At 73.4% G+C, this 25,491-nt stretch carries 22 protein-coding genes and 1 pseudogene; 13 read left to right on the top strand and 10 right to left on the bottom strand.

The window, feature by feature from the left end:
• Positions 1 to 31 precede the first annotated feature (31 nt).
• From A6A08_RS09080 to A6A08_RS09065, 4 genes are all read left to right on the top strand, one after another.
• Positions 32 to 904 (top strand): glycosyltransferase family 2 protein, encoded by an 873-nt coding sequence (locus A6A08_RS09080; RefSeq protein WP_073702095.1) that lies wholly within the window; start codon positions 32 to 34, stop codon positions 902 to 904.
• The gene (locus A6A08_RS09075; protein WP_073702094.1) at positions 901 to 1,800 is read left to right on the top strand and encodes a glycosyltransferase family 2 protein; all 900 of its coding nucleotides are present in this window, start codon (positions 901 to 903) and stop codon (positions 1,798 to 1,800) included. Before A6A08_RS09080 ends, A6A08_RS09075 begins: the two co-directional genes overlap by 4 nt.
• A gap of 114 nt (positions 1,801 to 1,914) precedes the next feature.
• The gene (locus A6A08_RS09070; RefSeq protein WP_073702093.1) at positions 1,915 to 2,682 is read left to right on the top strand and encodes a MerR family transcriptional regulator; all 768 of its coding nucleotides are present in this window, start codon (positions 1,915 to 1,917) and stop codon (positions 2,680 to 2,682) included.
• The gene (locus tag A6A08_RS09065; RefSeq protein ID WP_073702092.1) at positions 2,679 to 3,041 is read left to right on the top strand and encodes a hypothetical protein; all 363 of its coding nucleotides are present in this window, start codon (positions 2,679 to 2,681) and stop codon (positions 3,039 to 3,041) included. Before A6A08_RS09070 ends, A6A08_RS09065 begins: the two co-directional genes overlap by 4 nt.
• 46 nt (positions 3,042 to 3,087) lie before the next feature.
• Here A6A08_RS09065 and A6A08_RS09060 read toward each other — a convergent pair whose 3' ends face one another.
• Positions 3,088 to 3,588: a hypothetical protein gene (locus A6A08_RS09060; RefSeq protein ID WP_143181723.1), complete on the bottom strand. Its 501-nt coding sequence runs from the start codon at positions 3,586 to 3,588 to the stop codon at positions 3,088 to 3,090.
• Between the two features lie 344 nt (positions 3,589 to 3,932).
• Here A6A08_RS09060 and A6A08_RS09055 point away from each other — a divergent pair, with 344 nt between their 5' ends.
• Complete coding sequence (locus A6A08_RS09055; protein ID WP_073702090.1) at positions 3,933 to 4,565, top strand: DUF2461 domain-containing protein; 633 nt, start codon at positions 3,933 to 3,935, stop codon at positions 4,563 to 4,565.
• A gap of 166 nt (positions 4,566 to 4,731) precedes the next feature.
• On the opposite strand, the gene A6A08_RS09050 is transcribed toward A6A08_RS09055, so the two are convergent.
• Entirely contained in the window at positions 4,732 to 6,528 is a 1,797-nt protein-coding gene (locus tag A6A08_RS09050) for an acyl-CoA dehydrogenase (RefSeq protein ID WP_073702089.1), read from the bottom strand.
• 138 nt (positions 6,529 to 6,666) lie between these two features.
• On the opposite strand from A6A08_RS09050, the gene aroQ reads away from it, so the two are divergent.
• Positions 6,667 to 7,155 (top strand): type II 3-dehydroquinate dehydratase, encoded by a 489-nt coding sequence (aroQ, locus tag A6A08_RS09045; RefSeq protein WP_073702088.1) that lies wholly within the window; start codon positions 6,667 to 6,669, stop codon positions 7,153 to 7,155.
• Between the two features lie 63 nt (positions 7,156 to 7,218).
• On the opposite strand, the gene A6A08_RS09040 is transcribed toward aroQ, so the two are convergent.
• Positions 7,219 to 7,854, bottom strand: a complete 636-nt coding sequence (locus A6A08_RS09040; protein WP_073702087.1) for a histidine phosphatase family protein — start codon at positions 7,852 to 7,854, stop codon at positions 7,219 to 7,221.
• Positions 7,855 to 7,990: 136 nt separating this feature from the next.
• On the opposite strand from A6A08_RS09040, the pseudogene A6A08_RS29105 reads away from it, so the two are divergent.
• A pseudogene (locus tag A6A08_RS29105) lies at positions 7,991 to 8,179 on the top strand (SAM-dependent methyltransferase); the annotation flags it as partial.
• 55 nt (positions 8,180 to 8,234) lie between these two features.
• Here A6A08_RS29105 and A6A08_RS09030 read toward each other — a convergent pair.
• Complete coding sequence (locus tag A6A08_RS09030; RefSeq protein ID WP_073702086.1) at positions 8,235 to 10,550, bottom strand: FdhF/YdeP family oxidoreductase; 2,316 nt, start codon at positions 10,548 to 10,550, stop codon at positions 8,235 to 8,237.
• 278 nt (positions 10,551 to 10,828) lie between these two features.
• Complete coding sequence (locus tag A6A08_RS09025) at positions 10,829 to 11,572, bottom strand: DUF4097 family beta strand repeat-containing protein (RefSeq protein ID WP_073702085.1); 744 nt, start codon at positions 11,570 to 11,572, stop codon at positions 10,829 to 10,831.
• Between the two features lie 251 nt (positions 11,573 to 11,823).
• On the opposite strand from A6A08_RS09025, the gene A6A08_RS09020 reads away from it, so the two are divergent.
• Positions 11,824 to 13,008 (top strand): alcohol dehydrogenase catalytic domain-containing protein, encoded by a 1,185-nt coding sequence (locus A6A08_RS09020; protein WP_073702084.1) that lies wholly within the window; start codon positions 11,824 to 11,826, stop codon positions 13,006 to 13,008.
• A gap of 71 nt (positions 13,009 to 13,079) precedes the next feature.
• Here A6A08_RS09020 and A6A08_RS09015 read toward each other — a convergent pair whose 3' ends face one another.
• The 3 genes from A6A08_RS09015 to A6A08_RS09000 all read right to left on the bottom strand — a co-directional run bounded on the left by A6A08_RS09015 (position 13,080) and on the right by A6A08_RS09000 (position 16,350).
• On the bottom strand, positions 13,080 to 13,943 hold the full coding sequence (locus A6A08_RS09015) for a family 16 glycosylhydrolase (protein WP_083609021.1): 864 nt from the start codon (positions 13,941 to 13,943) through the stop codon (positions 13,080 to 13,082).
• 360 nt (positions 13,944 to 14,303) lie between these two features.
• Positions 14,304 to 15,308, bottom strand: a complete 1,005-nt coding sequence (locus tag A6A08_RS09005; RefSeq protein ID WP_073702081.1) for an iron-siderophore ABC transporter substrate-binding protein — start codon at positions 15,306 to 15,308, stop codon at positions 14,304 to 14,306.
• 271 nt (positions 15,309 to 15,579) lie between these two features.
• The gene (locus tag A6A08_RS09000) at positions 15,580 to 16,350 is read right to left on the bottom strand and encodes a siderophore-interacting protein (RefSeq protein WP_083609012.1); all 771 of its coding nucleotides are present in this window, start codon (positions 16,348 to 16,350) and stop codon (positions 15,580 to 15,582) included.
• A 354-nt stretch (positions 16,351 to 16,704) separates the two neighbouring features.
• Between A6A08_RS09000 and A6A08_RS08995 the strand changes: the two genes are divergently transcribed.
• From A6A08_RS08995 to A6A08_RS08985, 3 genes are all read left to right on the top strand, one after another.
• Positions 16,705 to 18,498, top strand: coding sequence for an ABC transporter ATP-binding protein (locus A6A08_RS08995; protein ID WP_073702080.1), 1,794 nt, complete (start codon positions 16,705 to 16,707; stop codon positions 18,496 to 18,498).
• Complete coding sequence (locus A6A08_RS08990) at positions 18,495 to 20,297, top strand: ABC transporter ATP-binding protein (protein WP_073702079.1); 1,803 nt, start codon at positions 18,495 to 18,497, stop codon at positions 20,295 to 20,297. The genes A6A08_RS08995 and A6A08_RS08990 overlap by 4 nt, the downstream gene beginning before the upstream one ends.
• 316 nt (positions 20,298 to 20,613) lie before the next feature.
• Positions 20,614 to 21,150 carry a hypothetical protein gene (locus A6A08_RS08985; RefSeq protein WP_083609010.1) on the top strand — a complete coding sequence of 179 codons (537 nt, stop codon included), beginning with the start codon at positions 20,614 to 20,616 and terminating at the stop codon, positions 21,148 to 21,150.
• Between the two features lie 99 nt (positions 21,151 to 21,249).
• On the opposite strand, the gene A6A08_RS08980 is transcribed toward A6A08_RS08985, so the two are convergent.
• On the bottom strand, positions 21,250 to 22,047 hold the full coding sequence (locus A6A08_RS08980; RefSeq protein WP_242422197.1) for a siderophore-interacting protein: 798 nt from the start codon (positions 22,045 to 22,047) through the stop codon (positions 21,250 to 21,252).
• A gap of 597 nt (positions 22,048 to 22,644) precedes the next feature.
• On the opposite strand from A6A08_RS08980, the gene A6A08_RS08975 reads away from it, so the two are divergent.
• Positions 22,645 to 23,016, top strand: coding sequence for a VOC family protein (locus A6A08_RS08975; RefSeq protein WP_073702078.1), 372 nt, complete (start codon positions 22,645 to 22,647; stop codon positions 23,014 to 23,016).
• Positions 23,017 to 23,276: 260 nt separating this feature from the next.
• Positions 23,277 to 23,852 (top strand): VanZ family protein, encoded by a 576-nt coding sequence (locus A6A08_RS08970; protein WP_073702077.1) that lies wholly within the window; start codon positions 23,277 to 23,279, stop codon positions 23,850 to 23,852.
• Positions 23,853 to 24,007: 155 nt separating this feature from the next.
• Here A6A08_RS08970 and A6A08_RS08965 read toward each other — a convergent pair whose 3' ends face one another.
• The gene (locus A6A08_RS08965) at positions 24,008 to 25,429 is read right to left on the bottom strand and encodes a PLP-dependent aminotransferase family protein (protein WP_073702076.1); all 1,422 of its coding nucleotides are present in this window, start codon (positions 25,427 to 25,429) and stop codon (positions 24,008 to 24,010) included.
• Positions 25,430 to 25,491: the final 62 nt, after the last annotated feature.

Here is a 25,491-nt window from a genome sequence, read left to right as displayed (position 1 = left end):
GCGAGGGACCGAGGACGACAGGGAGGACAGAGTGGGCAACCCGGAGCACTCGCGGGTCACCGTGGTGGTGGCCACCCGCGACCGCCGCGACGAGCTGCTGCGCACGCTGCGGCACCTGGAGGGGCTGCGGCCCCGGCCGCCCGTGGTGGTCGTGGACAACGCCTCCACCGACGGCACCGCCGAGGCCGTCCGCTCCGGGTTCCCCGACGTCCAACTCGTACGCGAGCCCCGCAACGCCGGGTGCGCCGCCCGCAACACCGGCGTGGCGCGCGCGGACACGCCCTACGTCGCCTTCTGCGACGACGACTCCTGGTGGGCGCCGGGGGCGCTGGAGGCGGCGGCCGACGCCCTGGACGCCCACCCGCGCCTGGGACTCGTGGCGGCGTCCGTGTTCGTCGGGGAGGAGGAGAGGCCGGACCCGGTCAACGAGGCGCTGGCGCGCAGCCCGCTGCCCGGCGGCGGTCTGCCGGGGCCGCGGATACTCGGCTTCCTGGCCTGCGCGGCCGTGGTGCGGCGCGAGGCCTTCAAGGAGGTGGGCGGTTTCGACCCGCTGCTGTTCTTCGCCGGGGAGGAGGCGCTCCTGGCCCAGGACCTCGCGGCGGCGGGCTGGGGCCTGTGCCACCTGGAACACGTACACGTGCACCACCACCCCTCCTCCGTGCGCCCGCCCGGCAGGTGGCGGCGGACGCTGGATGAGCGCAACGCCCTGCTGACCGTCTGGCTGCGCCGCCGTCCGGGCCTGGTCCTGACCCGGACGGCGCGGCTGGCCGGGCGCTCACTGCGCGATCCGGTCTCCCGCGCGGCCCTGGCCGGGGCGCTGCGGGTCCTGCCCGCGGCGGTGGCGCGGCGCCGCCCGGTGCCCGCGCGTGTGGAACGCGACCTGTCCCTGCTGGAGGAGGCATGAGCGAGGACGCCCGCGTCGGGATCGTGGTCATCACCCGCGACCGCCGCGACGAGCTGCTGCGTACCCTGGACCGCCTGGAGGACCTGCCCGGGCCGCCGCCGACCGTGGTGGTGGACAACGCCTCCACGGACGGCACGGCCGACGCGGTCGGCGGGCGCCACCCGTGGGTACGGCTCATCCGGGCGGGCGCCAACCTGGGCTCGGTGGGCCGCAACGTCGGCGTGGAGGCCCTGGACACGCCCTACGTCGCCTTCTGCGACGACGACACCTGGTGGGAGCCCGGCTCCCTCGAACGGGCGGCCGACCTGCTGGACGCCCACCCCGGCCTGGGCTCGGTGACGGCGCGCCTGCTCGTCGAACCCGGGGGACACGAGGACCCCCTCACCCCCGAGCTGCGGCACTCGCCGGTCCCGGGCCCCGACTGGCTGCCCGGGCCCGCCCTGCTGGGGGTGCTGGCCGGGGTCACCGTGTTCCGCGTCCGTGCCTTCCAGGAGGTGGGGGGCTTCTCCCCGCGCCTGTGGCTGGGCGGGGAGGAGGAACTGCTGGCGCTGGACCTGGCCGCCGCCGGGTGGTGGATGTGCTGGGACGAGCAGACGGTCGCCCACCACGCCGCCTCCCCGGTACGCGACCCCTCCCGGCGACGCCGCCTGGGCATCCGCAACACCCTGTGGACCGCCTGGCTGCGGCGCCCCGCCGACGGCGCGTGGCGGCACACCTGGTCGGTCCTGCGGTCGGTGCCGCGCGACCGCTCCAGCGCGATGGCCGTCGCCGAGGCGCTGGCGGGCCTGCCGTGGGTGCTCAGGGAGCGCAGGCCGGTCCCGCCCGGGGTGGAGCGGGGACTGCGCGCCCTGGAGGGGCCCCGCCGGGAGTCCAAGGCCCGGCGCTACGTGGGCTGAGCCTCTCCTCCCGGACTGTCCGGACCGACCGCGGACGGCTTGCGGTTGACGTAACGTCAACCCCTAACGTCGTTCCCGGGTCGGACGGACCGGCCCGGTGAGGGGAAGGCCGCGATGTCCTGGCCGATGGCGCAGGTGTGCCGTATGAGCGGGGTCACCTCCCGAACACTCCGGCACTACCACCGGATCGGGCTGCTGGAACCGGCGTGGACCGGCCCCGGCGGGATACGCCACTACGGACACGAGCAGCTCCTGCGGCTCCAGCGCATCCTGCTGATGCGCGAGCTGGGCATGGGACTGGCCGACATCGCCCGGGTGCTCGACGAGCACCGGGGCCAGGCCGAGGCGCTGCGCGAGCACCTGCGCGGCCTGCTGGCCGAGCGCGACCGCATCGACACCCTCGCCGCCACCGTGCGCCGCACCGTCGACGCACTGGAGGAGGGAGACGCCATGGAGGCCGCCAACCGGCCCGAGGAGCTGTTCGCCGGATTCGACACCTCCTTCTACACCGAGCACGCCCGGACCGAGTGGCCGAACGAGTGGGGCCAGGCCATGCGGGCCACGGAGGGACTGACCGAGGACGACTGGGCGCGGGGCCGCGCGGAGGTCGCCGCCCAGATGGGGCGGATGGCCGTGCACATGGCGGCCGGGACCCCGGCCGGCGACCCGGTGGTCCAGAGCGAGGTGCACGCCCACTACCTGACGGTGAACCGTACGTGGACACCCGACGCGAACGCCTTCGCCAACCTGGGCCACGTCTACGCCGAGGAGGGGCCCTGGCGCGAGATCTACGACAGGGTCGCCCCGGGCCTGGCCGACTACCAGAGCGAGGCCATGAGGGTCTACGCCCACGAACGGTTGGGATGGAGGGGGCAGGCGTGATCCCCGGACACTGGCACGCCCACCGGCGGGAGGAGGACGGGGAGGTGCTCGGCTACCTCGAACCCGTGGGCGGGGAGAGGTACCGTCCGGTCACGCTCCTCGGCCACCCCGTGGACGGCCCCGTCGGGGAGGAGGACGCCCGTGCCGCGCTGGACGCCCGCGGCCTGTCCTACCTCGCCGACCCGTGGCTGCTGAGCCTGCCCGGGCGCGGGGAGCCGATCGCGGTGCGGATCCTGGAGGTCGGTCCGCGCAGTGTACGGGTGGCCAACGTCGACCTCGGCTACGAGGAGGCCGACTACGGGCACGTGTTCGTGCTGGACGTACCCGAGACCGGACGCCTGCGCCCCGCCAGGAGCTGAACCCCGCCCCCGGCGGGGCCCGGGGAGGGGACGGCCGGGGGCCGGATCAGGCGGTCACCGTGGGCCGGGGCGGCACCACCGGCGTCTCCTCGTCCTCACCGCCCCCGTGCCTGCACCAGGGGCACCACACCGCGACACGCGAGTGCCGCATGGCCCACAGCAGGCCCGTCGAGACGAGCACGAAGAACAGGGAGACCCCCGCTGCGGGGACGAGGAACCCGAGCGCGATCACCACGGCGGCGGCCACCAGGGCGGCGCGGCCCATGTGCTCGGCGACCCAGTGGAAGGTGCGCAGGGGGCGCCGCCACCGTTCGGCGACCTCCGAGCCGCTCAGGGGGATGTCGGCCGCGCACAGCTCGCACAACCTGCCGCGGTGGGTCGCCCAGTGCAGGGCCATGGCCGCGTACATCGGCGCGAAACCCAGTGCCAGGGCCCAGGCGGGAAGGTCCGGAATCCACAGCCCCGGCACCGCGAGGAGCACGGTCCAGGGGACGGCCCGCTCGGCGTGGTGGCCCACGGCGACATGGGCGCGCAGATCATTCTTCACGGCTTTCCTCAGGAGATCGGTTCGACGAGAACCCGCGGGTCCGTCCTGGAGAGAGGGGAGGGGATTCCTTCATTGTGCGTGCTGTGGGCGAGTGCTGCCGACCGGCCCCCGGCCAGAGCGCGTCGGGGAGGACGTCCAGGATGGTGCGGTCGCGGGGACCGGGCCCCTCACGCGCGGGTACACCTCCCGGGGAAGGGGGAAGCGCGATGGCCGACGCCGGCCCCTACCGGGGAACGGCCGCCGACGGGACGGTGGTCGTCGGAGGCTGTTGGCCGGCGGGTTCGGGGGACCACCGCGGGGTAGGGCGCCAAGGGCGCACCGGCCACCATCGTGTGAGGAGAGGGATGGACTTCACCGGCTTCACCGAGGAGACGTTCACGTTCTTCGACGGGCTGGCCCGCGACAACTCCAAGGAGTACTTCCACGCCCACCACGAGGTCTACGTGCGCGCCGTGCGCGAGCCCGCCCGCGCCCTGGCCGGAGCGCTGGAGGAGGAGTTCGGTCCGATGAAGGTGGGCCGACCCAACCGTGACACGCGCTTCTCCCACGACAAGAGCCCCTACAAGACCCACGTGGGGTTGGCCGGTCAGGGGCAGGGCACGGTCGGCCGCTACCTCCAGTTGGGCCTGGACGGACTGTGGGTCGGCGCGGGCTACCACGCGATGTCGAGCGCGCAGGTCCAGCGTTTCCGCGAGGGCGTCGACGACGGCCGCGAGGGCCCGCGCCTGGACCGGATCGTCGACGAACTGGCCGGTCAGGGCTTCGACCTCGTCGGGGACACCCTCAAGACCCACCCGCGTGGCTACGGCGGCGACCACCCGCGCGTGCACCTGCTGCGCTACCGCTCCCTGGGGGCCGAGCACCACGTGGAGCGCTCCGGCGAGCTGTGCTCACCCGCGCTCCTGGACACCGTCCGCGCCGACTGGCGGGCGCTGCGCCCCCTCCTGGAGTGGCTGGAGCGGCACGTCACGAGCTGAACCGGCCGCGGAGCCCGCGCGGTGGAAACGGGGCACGCACCCCGGCGCCCGGGACCGGGCGGGGGCGGGGGAGACCACCTCCGGCACACCGCCGTCCAGGACGGGGCGCGCGCCCCCACCCGTCGGCGGGCCCCGGACGCGGCGGCCCGCCCCCTTCCGCGACCCCTCAGAGCACGTCGGGCGAGACGTCCAGGACGGTGCGGTCGCGGGAGGCCACCAGGTCGAACTGCGGGCCGGTGCGCGGCAGCTCGTGCCGGAAGAAGTAGGCCGCCGCGGCGCGCTTGCCCTCGTAGAAGCCGCCCTCGCGGCCGTGCGCGGCCACCAGCTGCTCCAGCCACAGCCACGCCACCACCACGTGGCCCACCGCCTCCAGGTAGGGGGTGGCGTTGGCCAGTGCCACGGCCGGGTCGCCCTCGGCCCAGGCCGCCGCCGCCGTCTCCGCGGTCCGGTCCAGGGCCGCCGACAGCAGCTCGGCGTACTCGGCCTCGGGGCCGCCCAGCTCCCGGGCGCGGGCCACGGTCTCCCGCGCCGTCTCCAGCAGCAGCGTCAGCCGGGCGCCGTCGTCGAGCACGGCCTTGCGCCCCAGCAGGTCCAGGGCCTGGATGCCGTGGGTGCCCTCGTGGATCGGGTTGAGCCGGTTGTCCCGGTAGTGCTGCTCCACGTCGTACTCGCGGGTGTAGCCGTACCCGCCGTGCACCTGGATGGCCAGGCTGTTGGCCTCCACGCACCACTGGGAGGGCCAGCTCTTGGCGATCGGGGTGAGCACGTCCAGAAGCAGGTGGGCGCGTCGGCGGACGTCCTCGTCCTCGGCGCTGGCGGTCTCGTCCACCAGCCGGGCGCAGTACAGCACCAGGGCGAGCGCGCCCTCGACGTAGCTCTTCTGCGCGAGCAGCATCCGGCGCACGTCGGTGTGCTCGATGATCGGCACCTGCGGCTGGGCGGGGTCCTTGGCGCCCAGCGGCCGGCCCTGAAGGCGCTCACGGGCGTAGGAGAGGGACTTGAGGTAGCCGGTGTAGCCGACGGCGGTGGCTCCCGCGCCCACCCCGATCCGTGCGCCGTTCATCATGTGGAACATGTACTGCAGCCCCTGGTGGGGCTCGCCCACCAGGTAGCCGACCGCGCCCGGCCGCCCGCCGGGGGTGTGGCGGCCCTCGCCGAAGTTGAGCAGCGCGTTGACGGTGCCCCGGTAGCCCATCTTGTGGTTGAGTCCGGCGGGCACGACGTCGTTGCGCTCGCCGATCGAGCCGTCGTCCTCCAGCAGGTACTTGGGCACGACGAACAGGGAGATGCCCTTGACCCCGGGCGGGCCGCCGGGGATCTTGGCGAGCACCAGGTGCACGATGTTCTCGGTCAGCTCGTGGTCGCCCGCGGAGATCCACATCTTGTTGCCGAACAGCCGGTACGTGCCGTCCTCCCCGGCCTCGGCGCGGGTGGTGATGTCGGCCAGGGAGCTGCCCGCCTGCGGCTCGGACAGGCACATGGTGCCGGTGAAGCGCCCCTCCACCATGGGAAGCACCCAGGTGTCGATCTGCTCCGGGCTGCCGTGCGCCAGGAGCAGGCGCGCGTTGCCCGCGGTGAGGAAGGGGTAGGCGGAGGTGCCCAGGTTGGCGGCCTGGAAGTAGGCGCTGCACGCGCTGGAGACCGCGTGCGGGAGCTGGCCCCCTCCCACGGAGGCGGGCATCCCGGCGGCGCTCAGGCCGGTCTCGGCGTAGGCCTCCAGGGCCTTCCCCACCTCGGGGATGACGTGGACGCGCTCGCCGTCGAAGTGGGGCTCGTTGGCGTCGTTGGCCTTGTTGTGCGGCGCGAAGTGGTCGGTGGCCACGCGCTCGGCCAGTTCCAGAGCCGCGTCGAGGGTCTCGCGGGAGTGGTCGGCGTAGTGGGGACGGCTGGTGAGCGCCTCGGTGTCGAGCCACTCGTAGAGCAGGAACTGCAGGTCGCGTGCGGACAGCAGGGTGGACGCCACGGGTCGCCTCCTAGGAATCGTGGACCGACTGGTCGGTATGCTACCTGCCGTGCGGTTCCGGGGTGACCGGGGCCATGGGCTCCTCGCCCGGGCCCTCTAGGCTGGCTGCCACCGACTCGAGAAGGAGAGCTGACCCGCATGTCCGCTGTGTCCGACCCGTCCCGCACCGTCCTGCTGCTCAACGGTCCCAACCTCAACCTCCTGGGGACGCGCGACCCCGCGCAGTACGGCACCACCACCCTGGAGGAGGTCGAGCGGCGCGTGGCCTCCCTCGGCAGGGAGCTGGGCGTGGAGGTGGTGTGCGCGCAGAGCAACAGCGAGGGCGCTCTGGTGGACCGGATCCACGAGGCGCGCGGCTGGGCCGGCGTGGTGCTCAACCCCGGCGCCTACGCGCACTACGGCATCGCGCTGCGGGACGCGATCGACGCGGTCGAGGCGCCCGTGGTGGAGGTGCACATCTCCAACGTGTACGCGCGCGAGGAGTTCCGGCACACGTCGGTGACCGCGCCGGTGGCCGCGGGCTACGTCGCCGGATGCGGTGTCTTCGGCTACGAGCTGGCCCTGCGCGCGGTGCTGCGGCGTGGCGCCGAGCGCCGGGAGGCGGCGGGCGGGGCCCAGGCGGGGTGAGGGAGGCCGGCCGGTACCGCCCGCGAGGAGGTACCGACCGGTCGGTTTCCATCGGGCACGCGTTCAGCGGTAGGTCATCAACGCGGAACCGCCCTGCTCCAGGTGGGCGTGGTCGTTGAAGGACAGCAGCTGGGTGCCGCCGCGGCCGTGCAGCAGCTTGGTCACCGAGCCGTTGACCACCACGCGGTTCATCGCCAGGAACCCGGACGGGGAGGTGCCGAGCAGGGTCGAGCACACCGTCGCGATGACCCCGGCGGAGGTGAACACCAGTGCCGTCTCGCCCCGGCCCAGCCCGGAGACCAGGTCGTCCAGCGCCGCGCGCACCCCCGAACGGAAGCCCTCCCAGGTGCCCGGTCCGCTGCCCCCGGCCTCGATCCACGCGCTCAGGGAGGCGTCGAGCCGCTCCTGGAGGGAACCCGTCCCGGCCGGGTGGGAGCCGAGCAGGCCGAGGTGGTCGTACTCGTTCCAGCGCTCGTCACCGAGGGGCTCCAGGCCCAGCCCCGCCTCCTCCAGGGCCGCGGCCGCGGTCTGGCGCTGGCGGCGCAGCGCGCCCGTGACGACCCGGCGGACCGGCAGCTCGCGCCGTTTGAGCTCGGCGCCCAGGAGCCGGGCCTGTTCGTAGCCGGTCGGGCTCAACTCGTCGTAGTCCTCCGCCTCCGGAGAGGCCTTCCCGTGGCGGATCAGGTAGATAGCTGGCATCGCACCAGGGTACGAGCGGACCTCCGTGCCCCCGCGCACCGGGGGACGGGATCGGGGAAGGCGGGGCGGGGCCGCGAGGGCTTCGTGCCGTGGGCGGCCCCACCGCCGGGAAGGCCTGTGGACACGGTGATCCCTCTTGCGCGGCGCTTTTCGCGAGCAGCACGATACGGAGCGAGCGCCGTACCACCTGCGCAGCCCCGAGGGGGTCGCGGGCTTGTTCGACGGACCCGAACCGCGGCAGCCCGGCGTGGTCCCGGCGCCGTTCTGGCGGCCCGCCGAGGCCGAGGCGGGCGAGCCCGTGGCGGTCGACCGGTACTGCGGAGCCGCCCGCAAACCCCGACCCCCGCCGGGGCGGCCGCAGGCGGCCCGCCCCGGCCGCCCTAGGGGGCTCCGGAGTCGGGCTCGAAGCGCACCACCACCGACTTCGACGTGGGCGTGTTGCTGGTCTCGGCCGTGGAGTCCAGCGGCACCAGCACGTTCGTCTCCGGGAAGTAGGAGGCCGCGCACCCGCGCGCCGTCGGGTAGTGCACCACACGGAAGTGCGCCGCGCGCCGCTCACGGCCGTCCCGCCACTCGCTCACGAGGTCGGTGTAGGAGCCGTCGGCCAGCCCCAGCTCACGGGCGTCCTCGGGGTTGACCAGCACCACCCGGCGACCGCCGGTGACACCCCGGTAGCGGTCGTCGAGGCCGTACACCGTGGTGTTGTACTGGTCGTGCGAGCGCAGCGTCTGCAGGAGCAGGCGCCCCTCGGGGGCCTCGGGGGCGTACGTGCCGTTCACCGTGAAGTTGGCCAGCCCGGTCGCGGTGGGGAAGCGCCGGTCGTCGCGCGGCGCGTGCGGCAGGGTGAACCCGCCGGACCGCCGGGCGCGTGCGTTGAAGTCCTCGAAGCCCGGGACGACCGCGGCCACGTGCTCGCGCACCCGGTCGTAGTCGGTCAGCTCCGGCCAGGCCACCGGGGAGTCGCCCAGCACGCGCTCGGCCAGGTCGCAGATGATGTCCACCTCCGAGCGCATGCCCTCCGACAGGGGAGGCAGTACACCGTGGGAGGCGTGCACCTTCCCCATGGAGTCCTCCACCGTCACCCACCGGGATCCGCCATCGCGCATGTCGCGGTCGCTGCGCGCCAGCGCGGGCAGGATCAGCGCCCGCGTCCCCGTCACCACGTGCGAGCGGTTGAGCTTGGTGGACACGTGCACCGTCAGCCCCACCCGGCGCATGGCCTCCTCGGTGACCAGGGTGTCGGGGGTGGCCGCGACGAAGTTGCCGCCCATCGCGAAGAACACCCGCACGTCACCGCGGGCCATGGCGCGGATGGCGTTGACGGTGTCGTACCCGTGCTCTCGCGGCGGTGCGAACCCGAACTCGGCGCCCAGGGCGTCCAGGAACGCGTCGGCGGGGCGCTCGAAGATGCCCATCGTTCGGTCGCCCTGCACGTTGGAGTGGCCGCGCACCGGGCACACGCCCGCGCCCGGGCGGCCCACGTTGCCGCGCAGCAGAAGGAAGTTGACGACCTCGCGGATGGTGGGCACCGAGTGCCGGTGCTGGGTCAGGCCCATCGCCCAGCACACCACGATCCGCTCCGAGGCGGTGACCATCGCGGCGATCCGCTCGATGAGCTCCCGGTCCAGGCCGGTGGCGCGCTCGGTGCGCGGCCAGAACTCCTCGTCCGGCTCGTCGAGCAGGGTCTTGGCGAACTCCTCGAAGCCGTGGGTGTGGGCGGCGACGAACCTCCGGTCCAGGACGTCCTCACCGCGCTCGGCGGCCTCCAGCAGCAGCCGGTTGAGGGCGCCGAACAGGGCGAGGTCGCCGCCCAGGCGGATCTGCGCGAACAGGTCGGTCAGTTCGGTGCCGCGCCCGAGCAGTCCGCCCGCGCGCTGCGGGTTGCGGAACTCCCGCATCCCCGCCTCGGGCAGCGGGTTGACGGTGACGATCCGGGTCCCCGACCTCTTGGCCCTCTCCAGGGCGGAGAGCATGCGGGGGTGGTTGGTGCCGGGGTTCTGCCCGGCCACGATGATGAGGTCGGCCTCGCGCAGGTCCTCCAGGGACACGCTGCCCTTGCCCACGCCCAGCGTCTCGGTCAGCGCCGAGCCGGACGACTCGTGGCACATGTTGGAGCAGTCGGGGAGGTTGTTCGTGCCGAGTGCCCGGGCGAACAGCTGGTAGCAGAACGCGGCCTCGTTGCTGGTGCGGCCCGAGGTGTAGAACACGGCCTCGTCGGGGGAGTCCAGCGCCCGGAGGTCCTCGGCGACCAGGTCCAGGGCGCGGTCCCAGCCGACCGGCTCGTAGTGGGTGGCGCCCTCGGCCAGGTACATCGGTTCGGTGAGGCGGCCCTGCTGGCCCAGCCAGTACCCGGAACGCTCCGCCAGCTCGGCGACCGGGTGGGCGGCGAAGAAGTCGGCGGTCAGCGCCTTGGCGGTGGCCTCCTCGGCGACGGCCTTGGCGCCGTTCTCGCAGAACTCGGCCCGGTGCCGCCTGTCGCCCTCGGGCCAGGCGCAACCGGGGCAGTCGAAGCCGCGCTTCTGGTTGACCGCGAGCATGGCGGGCAGTCCGCGCCGCACGCCCGCGTGCTCGCCGACCTGGCGGACGCTGTTCAGGACGGCCGGAAGGCCGGCCGCGCTGGTCTTGGGCGGACCGACCTGGGGAGAGTCCTGCGCGGGGTCCGGTGTGTCCGAGTGCTGGTGTCTCACACACCGCATTCTGGCACTGCGCGTCCGGCACGGGGACTCGCGGGGAGCAACCTTGGGTTGCCAAAGCCGGGACCGGGGTCTCGGAAGAAGCCGACCACCTGGTCGGCGAGCGGGCCGCCGTCCTCGTCGGTCAGGGTGCCGGGCAGCTCGGCGGGCCCACCGCCGGATGCCGTCGGCGGGGCGGGGAGAACCGGCCCCTCGGCCGCGATGACGGCGCCGTCCGGCGCGCGAGGAGCCCGGTGGCTCCGGCACACGCGTCGCGTGCCGCCGGTACACGGCACCGGGGGTCAGTCGACGGGGACCAGCCGGATCCGGCCGCCGTCCGTCTCGGCGGCGATCTTGTGCGGGCTGTCCTCGTGCGTGTCCACCTCGGTGACGACCTCCCCTCCGCCGGAGGCGTCCACGTCGTAGGCGGCATCGGGCAACTCCAGCGTCGCGTTCCCCTCCTCCGTGGTCACCCGGGCGTCGTCGGGAGCGCTGATGAAGGACACGTCGATCCTTCCGCTCCCCGTGTCGGCCCTCAGGGTGCGCGAGCGCACCCCGCCGGCGCGCAGGTCGCCCTCCTCGCTGCTCAGGGTGAGGGGACCGGAGACCCTCTGCACCTCCACCGCCCCCTCGTCGGTGCTGATCGTCAGCGGTTTGCCGAACGCGGTGGCCTCGACACGGCCGTCGCCGCCCTCGACGGTCAGCGAGATGCCCTCGGGGATGAGTACCTGGTAGCGGGCATGGCAGGCGCTCTCCTGGTCGCACTCGGACAGCAGCGACAGGGTCTCCCCGTTGAGCTCCCAGGTGGCGTTGGGGCCGCCGAGGACGGACCGGCCCGACACCCAGCGCTTCACCAGGATCTCGTTCGTCTGCGCGGGGGAGACGTCCAGGTCGCCGTTGTCCACCACGATCGTGAGCCGGTCCGACCCCGGTGTGAAGGTGCGCTCCTCCGGTTCGGGGTCCGCGACGGTGACGACGCATCCGCACAGGAGCAGCAGCGCCACCGCGCCCGCCAGCAGGGTACGGGCGGTGGTCCTCGCGGCCATGGGGGCCTCCTCGGCACTGGGCGGCGGCGAGTCCGCTCACGCGGTGGGTCCGCCCGGCGGCCGGGAACCGGCCAGGTGCTCCGCGGACGGCCGCCGTGACGCGGTACCGGTACGGACAGTGGATGTCCGCTACCCACCGTAGCGAAAACCGATCGCTCTTTTCCGAGAGCTACGGAGACCGTTTTCCGCGGTGTACCCGGGGTAGTGGGCGGCCACGACCGACCGCGACCGTCGTGAGATCAGGGGGAATCATGAAGGCAGTGGTGTGGAACGGTACGAGGGACGTCGGGACCGCGAACGTCCCCGATCCCCGGATCGAGGACTCCGGTGATGCGGTCATCCGGGTCACCACCTCGGGGCTGTGCGGCTCGGACCTGCATCTGTACGAGGTGCTCACTCCCTTCATGCACCCCGGGGACATCCTCGGACACGAACCCATGGGCGTGGTCGAGGAGGTGGGCAGCGGTGTGACCTCCCTGGTTCCCGGGCAGCGGGTCGTCGTCCCCTTCCAGATCTCCTGCGGCCACTGCGTCATGTGCCGGAGCGGCCTGCAGAGCCAGTGCGAGAGCACCCAGGTGAAGGAACAGGGCATGGGCGCGGCGCTCTTCGGCTACAGCGAGCTCTACGGATCGGTGCCGGGAGGACAGGCCGAGTACCTGCGGGTTCCGCACGCCGACAACACCGCGATCCCCGTGCCCCCGGAAGGACCCGACGACCGCTACGTGTTCCTCTCCGACGTGCTGGCGACCGCATGGCAGGCGGTCCGCTACGCCGACGTGCCCGAGGGCGGGTCGGTGGCGGTCCTGGGCCTGGGGCCGATCGGCGACATGTGCTGCCGGGTCGCCGGCCACCTGGGCGCGGGACAGGTGTTCGGCGTGGACCCGGTGTCCGAGCGGCGTGCTCGTGCCGCCTCCCGCGGAACGGAGGTGTTCGACTCCTCCGAGGGCACCGACGACCTGGTCCAGGAGATCCGCGACCGCACCGACGGCCGCGGCCCGGACGCGGTCATCGACGCGGTCGGCATGGAGGCGGCTGGGCACGGCTCGGCCAAGTTCGCCCAGCGGATGGCCTCGTTCCTGCCCAAGGGGACCGCGGCCAAGATGATGGAGACGGCGGGCGTCGACCGGTTGACCGCCCTGCACACCGCCATCGACCTGGTGCGGCGCGGCGGAACCATTTCGCTGATCGGCGTCTACGGGGGCATGGCCGACCCGATGCCGATGATGACGCTCTTCGACAAGCAGATCCAGCTGCGGATGGGGCAGGCCAACGTGCGCCGCTGGACACCGGAGATCCTGCCGCTGCTGGACGACGCCGACCGCCTTGGCGTGGAGGACTTCGCCACCCACCACCTGTCCCTGGACGACGCCCCGACCGCCTACGAGAAGTTCCAGAAGAAGCAGGACGGCGTGTTCAAGGTGCTCTTCCGCCCCTGACCCGTCCCCGTCCTCGATCCCGCCCCTGATCCCGTCCCCGGCGCCGCCGGGGACGGGATTCGTTCACCGGATCAGTTCTCGTAGATCCGGACGTAGTCGACGATCATCTGTTGGGGGAACTGGGTGGTTTCGTCGGGGTAGCCGGGCCATTGGCCGCCGACGGCGACGTTGAGGATCATGAAGAAGGACTGGTCGTAGACCCAGGGGTTGCCGCCCACGTCGGCTGTGGTGATGGTGTTGTAGGCGTTGCCGTCCACGGACCAGGTGATGGAGCCGGGGGTCCAGTCGACGGCGAAGGTGTGGAAGTCGTCGGCGAAGGACCAGCCCTGGGGGTGGGTGTAGGAGGCGCCGATGCCGGCGCCGCCGGAGTAGCCGGGGCCGTGGACGGTGCCGTGGACCATGTGGGGTTCGTGGCCGACGTTCTCCATGATGTCGATTTCGCCGGAGTGGGGCCAGGGGGTGTCGGGGAAGTCCGAGCCGAGCATCCAGAAGGCGGGCCAGATGCCTTGGCCGCGGGGGATCTTGATGCGGGCCTCGATGTGGCCGTAGGCGTGTTCGATCTTGTTCTGGGTGGTGATGCGGGCGGAGGTGTAGGTGCCGTCGGTTTCTTGTCGTGCGGTGATGACGAGGTTGCCGTTGCCGTCCAGGGCGGAGTTGTTGCGGCTGTTGGTGTAGTTCTGGAGTTCGTTGTTGCCCCAGCCGTGGTCGCCGGTTTCGTGGTTCCAGTGGGCGGGGTTGGGGGCGGTGCCGGCGGGGCCGTCGAACTCGTCCGACCAGACGAGGTCGCCGGGGGCGGCGCTCAGGTCGGCGTTGGCCTCGGACGGGGTGTTCCCGGTCCAGTGCGGTGCGGTGAGGACCGCCGCCGCGAGGGCGACGGAGGCGGCCACCGCCGTGGAGGCGGTGGTGGCGCGGCGGGCGTTCTTCCTTCTGCTCATGATGTCCTTCGGAGAGAGCGGGGACAGGGCGGCCCAACGCTCGGACACGCGCGGATTAGCGGGTTCCGTACGGGTCTGCGCAGGGATGACCCTGCGTGGGCGAGTGCCCACTGAATGCGTGTTAAGTGACTGTACGTACGCGGACGCGTGCGGGCAAGGGGTGTTGGCGAGAATTCGGGACCGCTCCCACGAGAAGCATGTGACTTGAGAGGTATGTGAGTTTTCTGTGGGATGTCGGTTCCGTGTTCGCCGCCACGGAGGGTGAGGGCCCGCCGTGGTACCCGGAGCGGTCCGGAAAACGGCGAGGGCCCCGCGGAGCGCGCGCTCCGCGGGGCCCGTCCCCTCTTCGGTGCGGGGTCCTCAGCCGGCCAGGGCCTCCCGGGCCAGCGGGACGATCCCGTCCAGCGCGTAGGAGATGCCCAGGGTCGAGCCGCTGGAGAAGGCGTTGGCCAGCTCCGGGTCGTCCAGGATGATCAGGCGGCCGTCCTCGGCGGAGGGGATGCTCTGCAGGACCGGGTCCTCGTGCAGGAACTCCGCGGTGTCGCCGATGGGGAAGACGACGGTCAGGTCCGCGTCCAGGACCTCCACCCGCTCCGGGCTCAGGTCCACGTAGAACGCGCCGTCGGCCATCTCGGTGATCTCGGACTTGTACTGGAACCCGAGGTCCTGGAGCAGGTCCACCCGCGAGTCGCCGGGGACGTAGGCGCCGTACTGGCCGTCGTAGTACGCGCCGACCGCGATGGTCGTGTCCGCGAACCCGGGGTTGTCCTCACGGATGTGGGCGAAGCGGTCCTCCAGCTCCTTGACGGCCTCCTCGCCCTTCTCCTCCTTGCCGAGTACCTGGGCGACCTGGCGGGTCTGCTGCTGCCAGGTGGTGCCGTAGGTGACCTCGACTCCGGGCGGCGGGCCCACCACCGGGGCCACCGGCGAGAGCAGGTCGTGGCGCTCCTGGCTGTTGTCGGAGCGGGTGTCGAGGATGACGTCGGGCTCCAGGGAGGCGATCGCCTCCAGGTTGGGCTCCATGGTGCCGACCTCGACCGGCTCCTCCTCGAACAGGTCGGCCGCCCAGGGGCCCACGCCCGTGCCGCCGTAGCCCTGCCAGTCGGCCACGCCGACCGGCTGCACGCCCAGCGCGAGCGCGGTCTCGGCGTCGGACCAGCCCAGGGCGACGACGTTGCCCGGCTCGTCCTCGATCGTCACGTCGCCGTACAGGGTCTCGACGGTGACCGGATAGCCCTCGGCGGTAGCGCCGTCCGACCCCTCCTGCGCGGAGCCGGTGGTCTGGCCGCCGCAGGCGGCGAGCAGCAGGAGGGACAGCGCACCGGCGGCGATCGAGCCGCCGCGGATCAGCGGACCGCGGTTCATGGAGCCTCATTCGTCGGGAAATTGAGCTTAGCCTTGCCTAAGCAAAAGCCATGGTGGAGGAGTCGGCGCCGTTGCGCAAGCCTGTGCGCGGGTCCGCGTGCGGGCTCTCCGGGCGCCCCGGTGCGCCCGGAGAGCGCCGGTGCCGAAGGCGGGCGGCGGTTCCCGCCCGGTGCGCGGTGACCTGGGAGGAGGTGCCGCGTGGTGAGGGTCACACGGGTCCGCGGCGGCGCTCTTCGGGCACCGGTGCGGTCTCCCGCGGGCGCCCCGCGCCTCAGGGATAGGCCTCGATGCCGTGGCGCCAGTAGCCGATGAAGGCGATGTCGTCCTTGGGGACGCCGTGTTCGCGTACCAGGGTGCGGCGCAGCTCGGTGGGCAGGGTGTTCTCCCCGGCCACGAAGCAGTAGGGGCGCCCCTCGGGCGGCTCGACCCCGCGCGCGGTCTCCAGGGCCAGCCGTCCGGGAACCGCGTGCGGGTCGGTGCGGGGCAGCCAGCGCACCTCGACTCCGGACGGGGCCCGTACCGGGCGCACGTCGTCGGCGGAGGGCACCTCCAGGAACGCCTGCCCCCGCATGTCCCCGGGCGCCTGTTCGAGGATGGACAGCAGCGCGGGCACGGCGCTCTCGTCGCCCACGAGCAGGTGCCAGTCGGCGTCCTCGGAGGGCAGGTAGTAGACCCCCTCCGGGTACAGTCCCAGTTCGTCGCCCTCGCGGGCGGCCAGCGCCCAGGCCGAGGCCGGGCCCTCGTCCCCGTGCGCGACGAACTCGATGTCCATCTCCAGCGCGTCGGGGTCGAAGCGCCGGACGGTGTAGTTGCGCACGTGCGGACGCAGGTCGTCGGGCATGGAGCGGAACGCGTCCACCCACCCGTCGTCCTCGGCCGCGCCGGGCAGGTGCAGCCGGTCCTGGCCCGGCCTGGGGAAGAGGATCCTCGTGCACTGGTCCAGGCCCAGGAACTCGAACTCGGCCAGCTCCTCACCGGTGAGCGTCACCGTGAGGAAGTGGTCGGTGGTGCGCTCGGTGCGCGCCACCCTGGTCCGGATCATGGTGCGGCGGCTCGGATGCCTGATGCGCAAGGCGAGGGCCCCTCTGGTTGTTCCGCGGTGGGCGGTCATGGAGAATCCGGTTTGCCGGTTTCCAGCCGCGGTGACCGTTGTCGTTCTGGGAAAGGTTAGCCTAACCAAGGTTGATGTGGCGGTCCAGGGTCCGTTTCCGGGGAGAGCGGCGGCGCCGTGGCCGGACGCGGCGGGCCGCGCCGGCCCGGCCGGAGAGCGGCCACCCGGCGGCGTCGACCGGCGCACCGGCCCGGCCCAGGGCACGACACGGCAGCAGGAGAGGGAACACCGGATGAGTACACGTCTGCACGGGGTCGCGCGCTCCGCACCGAGAGGTCGCGCCGCGTGAGCGCCGCCGCCCCCGCCGGAACCGCCGGCACTGACCGGGACCGACCGGCTCCGGAAACCCCCACCGCCCCACCCGCGTCCACCGCCCGGTCCGTCCCCGACAGCGTGCGCGCCCTGCGCGGACGCACCCTGCGGCGCAACCGCGGCCACATCACCCTCGGCGTGGTCCTGCTCTCCCTGCACCAGGTCGCCGAGGCCCTCGTCCCCGTCGCCATCGGCCTGACCATCGACCGGGCCGTCGTCCCCGGCGACGCCCGCGCCCTGGCGGTCTGCGTCGCGGGCATGGCGGTGCTCTTCACGGTCCTGGCCATGGCCTACCGCACCGGCGCCCGCTTCTCCCTGCGCGCCACCGAGAACGAGGCCCACCTGCTGCGGGTGGAGGCCGCCCGCCGTGCCCTGGACCCCCGCGGCGAGCGCAGCGGCCTGCGCGCGGGCGAGGTGCTGTCGGTGGCCACCTCCGACGCCGAGCAGGCCGCCCTGTACGTACGCGCCTGGTCGGTGTCGATCGCCGTCGCGGTCGCCATCGCCGTCACCACCATCGCCCTGCTGGCCGTGGACGTCCCCCTCGGCCTGGGAGTGCTCGTCGGCGTCCCCCTGCTCATGTTCCTGCTGCGCTTCCCCGCGGCACGCATCACCCGGCGCAGCGAGGCCAAGCAGGCCACCGCGGCCGGGGCCACGGCCCTGGCCACCGACCTGGTCAGCGGCCTGCGCGTCCTGATGGGCATCGGCGCCCGGCACAACGCCGCCGACCGCTACCGGGCGGCCAGCACCCGCGCCCTGGAGGCCTCGGTCGGCGCCGCCGCCAGCAACGGCCTCTACCGGGGCCTGGTCACCGCCGCCAGCGCCCTCTTCCTCGCCTGTGTGGCGGGCGCGGCCGGGTGGATGGCGCTCAACGGCCGCCTCAGCGTCGGCGAACTCGTCACCGTCGTCGGCCTGGCCCAGTTCCTGGCCGAACCCGTCCAGGGACTGGGTATGGTCGGCCAGCTCTTCGCCACCGCGCGCGCCTCGGCGCAGCGGCTGGTGCGCCTGCTCAACGCGCCCGACGCCCTCACCCCGGGCGAGCGCGCCTGCGGGGACGAACCGGTCGTCGCCCTGTCCGGCGTCGGCTACCGCACCCTGCGCGACGTGGACCTCGAACTCGCCCCCGGCGAGCTGGTGGGCGTGCTCACCACCGATCCCCGCGACGCCGAGGCACTGCTGGAACTGTTCTCGGGCCGGGCCGACCCCGGACAGGTGCGCGGTGCGCTCACGGTGGGCGGTGTCCCCGTCCAGGAGCTCGGCCTGGACGCCCTGCGCGGCACGGTCCTGGTGGAGGAGCACGGCGCGACCCTGTTCGAGGGCACCCTGCGCTCCAACCTGACCACCCGCCCGGAGGCCGACGAGGGCCGACTGCTGGAGGCCCTGCGCGCCGCCGCGGCCGAGGACCTGGTCAGCGGCCACCCCGAGGGCATGGACCGGCCGGTCGCCGACCGCGCCGCCAACCTCTCCGGAGGCCAGCGCCAGCGCGTGGCCCTGGCCCGCGCCCTGGCCGCCGACCCTCCCGTGCTGGTACTGCACGACCCCACCACCGCCGTGGACGCGGTCACCGAGGAGGCCATCGCACGGGGCGTGGCCGCCGCCCGGGCGGACCGGAACCCGGCCGGGGCGACCCTGGTCGTGGCCAACAGCCCGGCGCTGCTGGCCCGCGCCGACCGCGTCGTGGTCCTCGCCGGGGGGCGGGTCCGCGGCACGGGAACACACGCGAGCCTGGTCGAACAGGACCGGTACTACGGAGAGGCGGTGCTGCGATGAGCGCGGCGGTGGAGACCCCGCGGACCCCGGAGGCGCCGGCGGGCGCACACGGCGACCTGCTCCCCACCGCCTCGGCCCGCCGCACCTGGGCTGTGCTCGGCGACGGGGTGCGCCGCACGGGCTGGAGCACCCCGCTGGCCCTGGCCACCGTGCTCACGGGCAGTGCCGCCGGACTGGTCGCCCCGTGGGTGCTGGGCCGGATGGTCGACGACATCTCCGCGGGCAGGGGCCTGGACGCCGTCCTGTCCTCGGCCGCCCTGATCGCCGTGACGGGCGTACTCGGCGGCCTGCTGGTGGGCGTGGGCGGCTGGCTGGTCAGCCGGGTCGGCGAGACCGTCCTGGCCCGTCTGCGCGAACGCGTCATGGACCGCGTGCTGCGCATGCCCGCCGCCCGCCTGGAACGGGTCCGCATCGGTGACCTGCTCTCCCGCGTGGGCGACGACGTCGCCGTGGTCACCACGAGCATCGCCCGCAACGGCCCCGACGTGGTCGTGGCCCTGGCCACCGTGCTGCTGACCGCCGCGGGCATGACCGCCCTGGACTGGCGCCTGGGCCTGGCCGGAATGCTCTCCCTTCCGGTGTACGTGCTGGCGGTGCGCTGGTACCTGCCGCGCTCGGGCCCCTACTACGCCCGCGAGCGCGTCGCCATGGGCGAGCGCTCGCACGCGATGATGGGCGCCCTGCACGGGAGGGGCACCGTGCGCGCCTACCGCCTGGAGGACGAGCACCAGGGCCGCGTCCGCGACCGCTCCCGCGCCGCCATGGACATCACGGTCGCGGTGTTCCGGCTCTTCACCCGGTTCGGATCGCGGCTCAACGGCGCCGAGTGCGTCGGACTGACCTCCGTGCTGGTGGTCGGGTTCTGGCTGGTGCGCGGCGACATGGCCACCGTCGGCATGGTCACCGCCGCCGCCCTGTACTTCCACCGCCTGTTCGGCCCGATGAGCTTCCTGGCCATGAACTTCAACGAGGTGCAGTCGGCCGGGGCGAGCCTGGCCCGCCTGGCGGGCGTGGCCGACCTTCCGGCGGAGGCGGAGCCGGGGACCGAGGAGGGCCCGGCGGGTTCCTCGGTGCGCGTCGAGGCGGTCACCCACTCCTACGGCACCGGCGGCCCGCCCGCCCTGGAGGAGGTGTCGCTGGAGGTCGCCCCGGGCGAGCGCGTGGCCCTGGTCGGGGCCAGCGGCGCGGGCAAGACCACTCTGGCCGCCCTGGTCGGCGGGCTGCGCACGCCCACGGCCGGAAGCGTGTACCTGGGCGGGGTCTCCCTGGAGGAACTGGGGGAGCGGCGGGTGCGCGAACACGTCTTCCTCGTCAGCCAGGAGACCCACGTGTTCGCCGGCACCCTGCTGGAGGACCTGCGCCTGGCCCGCGCCGGGGCCACCGCGGACGAGGCGGAGGCCGCCCTGGACGCGGTCGGCGCCCTGGAGTGGGTGTGCGCCCTGCCCGAGGGCCTGGAGACGGTGGTCGGCGAGGGCGGGCACACCCTGACCGCTGAGCAGGCCCAGCACCTGGCCCTGGCCCGCCTGGTCCTGGCCGACCCGGACGTGGCCGTCCTGGACGAGGCCACCGCCGAGGCGGGCAGCTCGGGCGCCCGGCGCCTGGAGCGGGCGGCCGCCGCGGCCACGGCCGGACGCACGACCCTGGTGGTGGCGCACCGGCTGACCCAGGCTGAGACGGCCGACCGGGTCGTGGTCATGGACGGGGGCAGGATCGTCGAGCAGGGCGCGCACGCCGACCTGGTCGCCGCCGGGGGGCGCTATGCGGCCCTGTGGCGCAGCTGGCGGGGCGCACCGACCTGACGGACGCGGGGGCCTGAGGCCTTCCGCGCGCCGGGGGCGGGCCGCCCGTTCCCGGCGCGCTTCCCGGGGGCCGCAACGGCCGGCACGCCCTTCGAGGCGGCGTCCGGGACCGGTCAATTCCGCGTCGGCTTTTCCTCAAGGGCCACTGTGCCGGGCGATCCCGCCGGGGCGTGTGCCGAGAGGCTGTCGGTCGTACGAACACCCGCGGCCCCCGTCCGGGAGCCCGCAGGGCGGGCACCGCCTCCGTATGCGGCGCCCCCGGCCCGCTCCCGGAAGGGCGTGACTGCGCAGGGTGCACACAGCCAGGAGGAACACGATGTCACCAGCCCTGCACCGACTCGCCGCCGCTCTGACAGGGGCCGCGCCGGCGGTGCTCGCGCCGGTGGGCGCACACGCGGACGGGACGGTGCACCAGGAACTGGTCGCGGCGAAGAAGGCCCTGAACAAGTACAAGGACGAGGAGCGGGCGACCGCCGACGGCTACCTGCCGGACGACGTGTGCGTGGAGAGCCCCGAGGGGGTGATGGGCTACCACTACGCCGACCGGAACCTGATCGACCGGGAGTTGGACGCGCGCGAGCCCGAGGCGCTGGTCTACCAGCCCGACGGCTACGGCGGCCGCAAGCTCGTCGCGGTGGAGTACTTCTACGTCGACGAGGACCAGGACGTCTCCACCGACGACGACCGCCCCCCACCTCTTCGGACAGCCCTTCGACGGGCCCTCCGAGCCGCAGGCCCCGGGCCTGCCGGTCAACTACACGCTGCACGTGTGGTTCTGGCAGAAGAACCCCGCCGGGATGTTCAGCCCGTGGAACCCCGCGGGCGCCTGCTGAGGCGTGTGCCGGGTCGCTGAGGCCCGGCGGTGCGGCCGCGGTATCGCCGGGCGCACCGCCGCCGGCCGGTCGCCGGGCTCGGACCGACGGCGGCCGCGGGGCGTGGCCCCCGCTGCGGTTCACTCCATGGCGGACCTGCCGTGGCGCCAGTAGCCGATGAAGGCGATGTCGTCCTTGGGGACGCCGTGTTCGCGTACCAGGGTGCGGCGCAGCTCGGTGGGCAGGGTGTTCTCCCCGGCCACGAAGCAGTAGGGGCGGCCCTCGGGCAGCTCGGCGGTGCGGACCGTGTCCAGGGCCAGCCGTCCGGGAACCGCGTGCGGGTCGGTGCGGGGCAGCCAGTGCACCCGCATCCCGGGCAGGTCGGGGAGAGGCCGCACGTCGTCGGCGGAGGGCACCTCCAGGTACACCAGTGCCCTCAGGTCCTCGGGGGCCTGCTCCAGGATCGACACCAGGGCGGGCACGGCGCTCTCGTCGCCCACGAGCAACTGCCAGCCGGCGTCCTCGGAGGGCAGGTAGTACACGCCGTCGGCGAGCAGCCCCGCCTCGTCGCCGGGGACGGCCCGGGACGCCCAGGCCGAGGCGGGACCGGCGTCGCCGTGGTCGACGAACTCGATGTCCATCTCCAGCGCGTCGGCGTCGAAGCGCCGGACCGAGTAGCTGCGCACGTGCGGCTGACGGCTCGGGGGCATGGCGTAGAGCTGCTCCACCCACCGCTTGTCGGCGTCCGCGGGCATGTGCAGCCGGTCCTGCCCCTCCCGGGGGAGGAAGAGGCGCACGAACTGGTCCCGGCCGAGGAAGTCGAAGCCGGCCAGCTCCGCACCGCCCAGGGTCACGGTGACGAAGTGCTTGCTGAGGCGCTCGGTCCGCACCACGCGGGTACGGATCATCGCGCGGCGGCCGGGCTGTTCGATACGCACGGGACCTCTTTCTTCCTCACCTGGACATACGGGCGGAAAACACCCTGAGGTGAGGTTAGCCTCGCCAATACCCTTCCGTCGAAGCGGTGACGTGCGGGGTTTGCGCCCCTCCTGGTTTCTCGGGGGATCCCGCTCTGCGCCCGTTGGCGGAAAGCGCGTTCCGATACGCGCTGTTGCCGGCGCGTTACTGCGATCGGTCGCAGTATGTGGGCCGTACGCCGACGGGAGTGGTCCCCGCTCCACGGCCTCACGGATCCCGCCCACTGAGAGGACCCCCGGTGAACGCACCGACGGCACCACGCCTCAGCCCTGGCCGCCACCGGCGGACCGGCCCTCGGGGCGGCTTCCCTGGCCGTCCCTCGGCCGCGCGGGTGTCGCATGCGGGTGCCGCCGGCCGTCGCGTGCTCCCCGGCGCCACAGAAATAGATCTACATCGTAAAGGCAGCAGCTTTTCTCTTTGCTCTACAAGGAGGGATGTGTCCCCCGACGCCATGTGGACCGATACAGCGAACATCCGGCGAACGCCCGAGACCAGGAGGACGGTGTCCCGGGGCGGGGCGCACCCGGCTTGTCGTACCCGCGGCGGACAATCGGCGCATGACACAGGGATCACACAGGCACCATGCCATCGACTACCTGGAGCTCACGGTCACCGACCTGGACCAGGCGCGGAGCTTCTACTCCGAGGCCTTCGGATGGCGGTTCAACGACTACGGGCCGCAGTACACGGGGATCCAGAACCCGCGGGGTGCGGACGCACCCGAGGTGGGCGGCCTCGCCCTGGGCGAGCAGGTGCGGCCGGGCGGCCCCTTCGTGCTGCTGTACTCCACCGACCTGGACCGGTCCGCCGAGGCAGTGGAGGCCGCGGGCGGGCGCGTGGTGAAGGGCCCCTACGCCTTCCCGGGCGGGCGCCGCTTCCACTTCACCGACCCCAGCGGCAACGAACTGGGTGTCTGGGCCGAGGACTAGCGCTCCGGGCCGCCCCCGGTGTGGTGGCCGGGCCCTCCCGGGGCCCGGCCACAGGACACGTGACCGGTGGCGTCCCCGGGGCGGTCCGGCCACGGACCCGGCTGGCCGATGAGGGCCTCGGTGAACTGCCGGGTCGTGTGCCGTGGTGGAGCCGGACAGCGGACCTCTGAGCGGGCGCCGAGGCGCGGTGGGAGGTTCGTCCGCCGCTGTGTCGTCGCCGGTTCCCATGGTGATCGACGCGGTGTGGTGGAGTGGCCCGCATGGTTCTTTCCTCGGTGGCGACCGCGTTGGAAGCCTCCATCGTTCTTTCCCCCGTCGTCGCACTGGTGACCGCTGTGGTGGCCTGGGTTCGCGTGCGGCGGGGCCGTCCGTGCAAACGTGCGGCCCTGGAAAGCGTGCTCGACGTGCTGTCCCTGGCTACCTTGTTTCCCATCCTCGTCCTCACCCTGTTCAACCCGGGCAGTAGTGGCGGAATCTCCCTTGTGCCCTTCTCCGACATGTCGGATTCGGGTTTGGGGAGCATGACCGGGCTCTACCAGAACGGCGGGAACATCGCGTTGTTCGTGCCGTTGGGAGCAGTGCTCCCGCTGGCGTGGAGGCGCCGGTTGGCGGGGTTCGCGCGAGTGGCGGTCGTGGCGGCGGCGGTGTCGGCCGGTGTGGAGGCACTTCAGTACGTGTTGGGCACCAGGCACATCACCTCGGTGGACGACGTACTCCTCAACAGTGCCGGAGCGCTGATCGGGGCGGCACTGACATGGCCGTGGTGGCGTGTTCGGGTACGGATGGACACCGAGTCCTCGACTACTGCCGGTGCCAGGGGCGCTCGGGGGAGATAGGCGGTACCCGAGGTGTCGGTTCCGTACCTTTGCCGTGCGGAAAAGGCAGGGAGCGCTCCGGTTGCCCCGACACGTGGGAGCCGGGGCCACCCGGACCACTCGTGCACGCGTTACGAAGATCGGGTGCCGGGGGCGGGGACCGGTGCTGGAAGGAGTTACTCCTCACCGTGCGGGTGGGCCGGGCCGCTCCCGGTGTGGCGGGCGATCACCTCGTTGAGGACCGTGCAGGCGCGGCGCAGGTCGGCGGGGTGCGCCGCGCCGTAGCCGAGGACCAGCCCGTGCACGGTCGGTGCCCCGTGGCTGTTGCGGGAGGTGTCGTCCACCAGCACGCCCCGTTCGGCGGCCTCGGCGACCACCGGGGCCACGGCGTGGGCGGGCAGCGGGAGCAGGACGTGCAGGCCCGCGGTGTCCCCGGTCGGGCGGGTCCGGAGCAGGTCGAGCAGCAGCCTGCGGCGGCGGGCGTACTCCAGGCGCATCCGGCGCAGGTGCCGGTCGAGGTCGCCGCGCTCCAGCAGCAGGGCGGTCGCGGCCTGGACCGGCACGCTCGTGCGGTCCGACAGGCCGTGCCGGGTCTGGGCCAGGCGCTCCAGCAGCGGGGCCTCGGCGACGATCCAGCCGATCCCCACGTCGGGGGACAGGCTCTTGGAGAGCGTGCCGAGCAGGACGACCCGGCCGGGGTCCAGGCCGTACATGGCGGGCAGGGGAGCCACGTCGTAGCGGAACTCTGCGTCGTAGTCGTCCTCCACGACCGTGGTCCCGTTCGCGCGGGCCCAGGCCAGGAGGCGCTCGCGTCGGGGGATCGGCAGCCGTCCGCCGAGCGGGTACTGGTGGGCGGGGGTGGTGTGGACGACGGACAGGCCGCCGGGCAGTTCCTCGGTGAGGATGCCGTCGTGGTCGACCGGGCAGGGGAGCACCCGCGCCCCGCGCGCGGCCAGGATGGTGCGGGCCTTCTGGTAGCCGGGCTCCTCGACGCCCGCCCGGGCGCCCGCGCCGAGCAGGGCGGCCCCGACCAGGTCCAGGCCGTTGCCGGTGCCGCGGGTGACCATGACGTTCTCCGGGCCGATGCGCACGCCCCGGGTCCGGCGCAGGTGTCCGGCGAGGAGTTCGCGCAGGCGGGGCAGGCCCCGGGGGTCGGGGTCGTCGTCGGGGGGCTGTTCGGCGGCGTGCCGCCAGGCCCTGCGCCAGGCGGCGCGGTCGTGGTCGCGCACCCACGGCGCGCCCGGGCGCAGGTCGATCATGCCGCGCTGCCGGGCCTGCTCCCGGGACCAGCGCGGGGCGGGGGCCTCCACCCGGAGCGGCGCGGCGACGGGCAGGGCGTCGTGTTCGGCGACGAAGGTGCCCGAGCCGTGCCGCCCCTCGAGCCATCCCTCGGCGTAGAGCTGCTGGTAGGCCTCGGTCACCACGGTCCTGCTCACACCCAGCTGCGCGGCGAGGGCGCGGCTGGAGGGCAGGCGTTCGCCGGGGGCGAGCGTCCCCCCGGACATGGCCTCGCGCAGTGCGTCGGACAGTTGGACGGTGAGGGGCTCGAGGGCGGAGCGGTCCAGGTGGAAGGCCGGTTCGGCGAGGCGTCGGGGCAAAGTGGTATTTCGTTTTCGGGAAGAAGTGGCCATGGTGGGGTATCCACTTGCTTTCTAGGCTA

Origin of the sequence: Nocardiopsis sp. TSRI0078, from assembly GCF_001905145.1 — a bacterium.
GTDB lineage: Bacteria > Actinomycetota > Actinomycetes > Streptosporangiales > Streptosporangiaceae > Nocardiopsis.
Note: the sequence above shows the minus strand (reverse complement) of the source record. Positions and strands in the feature narration are given on the sequence as shown.

What these genes read in the sequence shown, in the direction of transcription:
- A6A08_RS09015 (WP_083609021.1), bottom strand. Translation starts at nt 13,943, where the DNA reads ATGAGCAGAAGGAAGAACGCCCGCCGCGCCACCACCGCCTCCACGGCG.
- A6A08_RS08985 (WP_083609010.1), top strand. Translation starts at nt 20,614, where the DNA reads ATGTCACCAGCCCTGCACCGACTCGCCGCCGCTCTGACAGGGGCCGCG.
- A6A08_RS09020 (WP_073702084.1), top strand. Translation starts at nt 11,824, where the DNA reads ATGAAGGCAGTGGTGTGGAACGGTACGAGGGACGTCGGGACCGCGAAC.
- A6A08_RS08975 (WP_073702078.1), top strand. Translation starts at nt 22,645, where the DNA reads ATGACACAGGGATCACACAGGCACCATGCCATCGACTACCTGGAGCTC.
- A6A08_RS09075 (WP_073702094.1), top strand. Translation starts at nt 901, where the DNA reads ATGAGCGAGGACGCCCGCGTCGGGATCGTGGTCATCACCCGCGACCGC.
- A6A08_RS09030 (WP_073702086.1), bottom strand. Translation starts at nt 10,550, where the DNA reads ATGCGGTGTGTGAGACACCAGCACTCGGACACACCGGACCCCGCGCAG.
- A6A08_RS09025 (WP_073702085.1), bottom strand. Translation starts at nt 11,572, where the DNA reads ATGGCCGCGAGGACCACCGCCCGTACCCTGCTGGCGGGCGCGGTGGCG.
- A6A08_RS09055 (WP_073702090.1), top strand. Translation starts at nt 3,933, where the DNA reads ATGGACTTCACCGGCTTCACCGAGGAGACGTTCACGTTCTTCGACGGG.
- A6A08_RS09070 (WP_073702093.1), top strand. Translation starts at nt 1,915, where the DNA reads ATGTCCTGGCCGATGGCGCAGGTGTGCCGTATGAGCGGGGTCACCTCC.
- A6A08_RS09000 (WP_083609012.1), bottom strand. Translation starts at nt 16,350, where the DNA reads ATGATCCGGACCAGGGTGGCGCGCACCGAGCGCACCACCGACCACTTC.
- A6A08_RS08990 (WP_073702079.1), top strand. Translation starts at nt 18,495, where the DNA reads ATGAGCGCGGCGGTGGAGACCCCGCGGACCCCGGAGGCGCCGGCGGGC.
- A6A08_RS09040 (WP_073702087.1), bottom strand. Translation starts at nt 7,854, where the DNA reads ATGCCAGCTATCTACCTGATCCGCCACGGGAAGGCCTCTCCGGAGGCG.
- A6A08_RS09005 (WP_073702081.1), bottom strand. Translation starts at nt 15,308, where the DNA reads ATGAACCGCGGTCCGCTGATCCGCGGCGGCTCGATCGCCGCCGGTGCG.
- aroQ (WP_073702088.1), top strand. Translation starts at nt 6,667, where the DNA reads ATGTCCGCTGTGTCCGACCCGTCCCGCACCGTCCTGCTGCTCAACGGT.
- A6A08_RS08970 (WP_073702077.1), top strand. Translation starts at nt 23,277, where the DNA reads ATGGTTCTTTCCTCGGTGGCGACCGCGTTGGAAGCCTCCATCGTTCTT.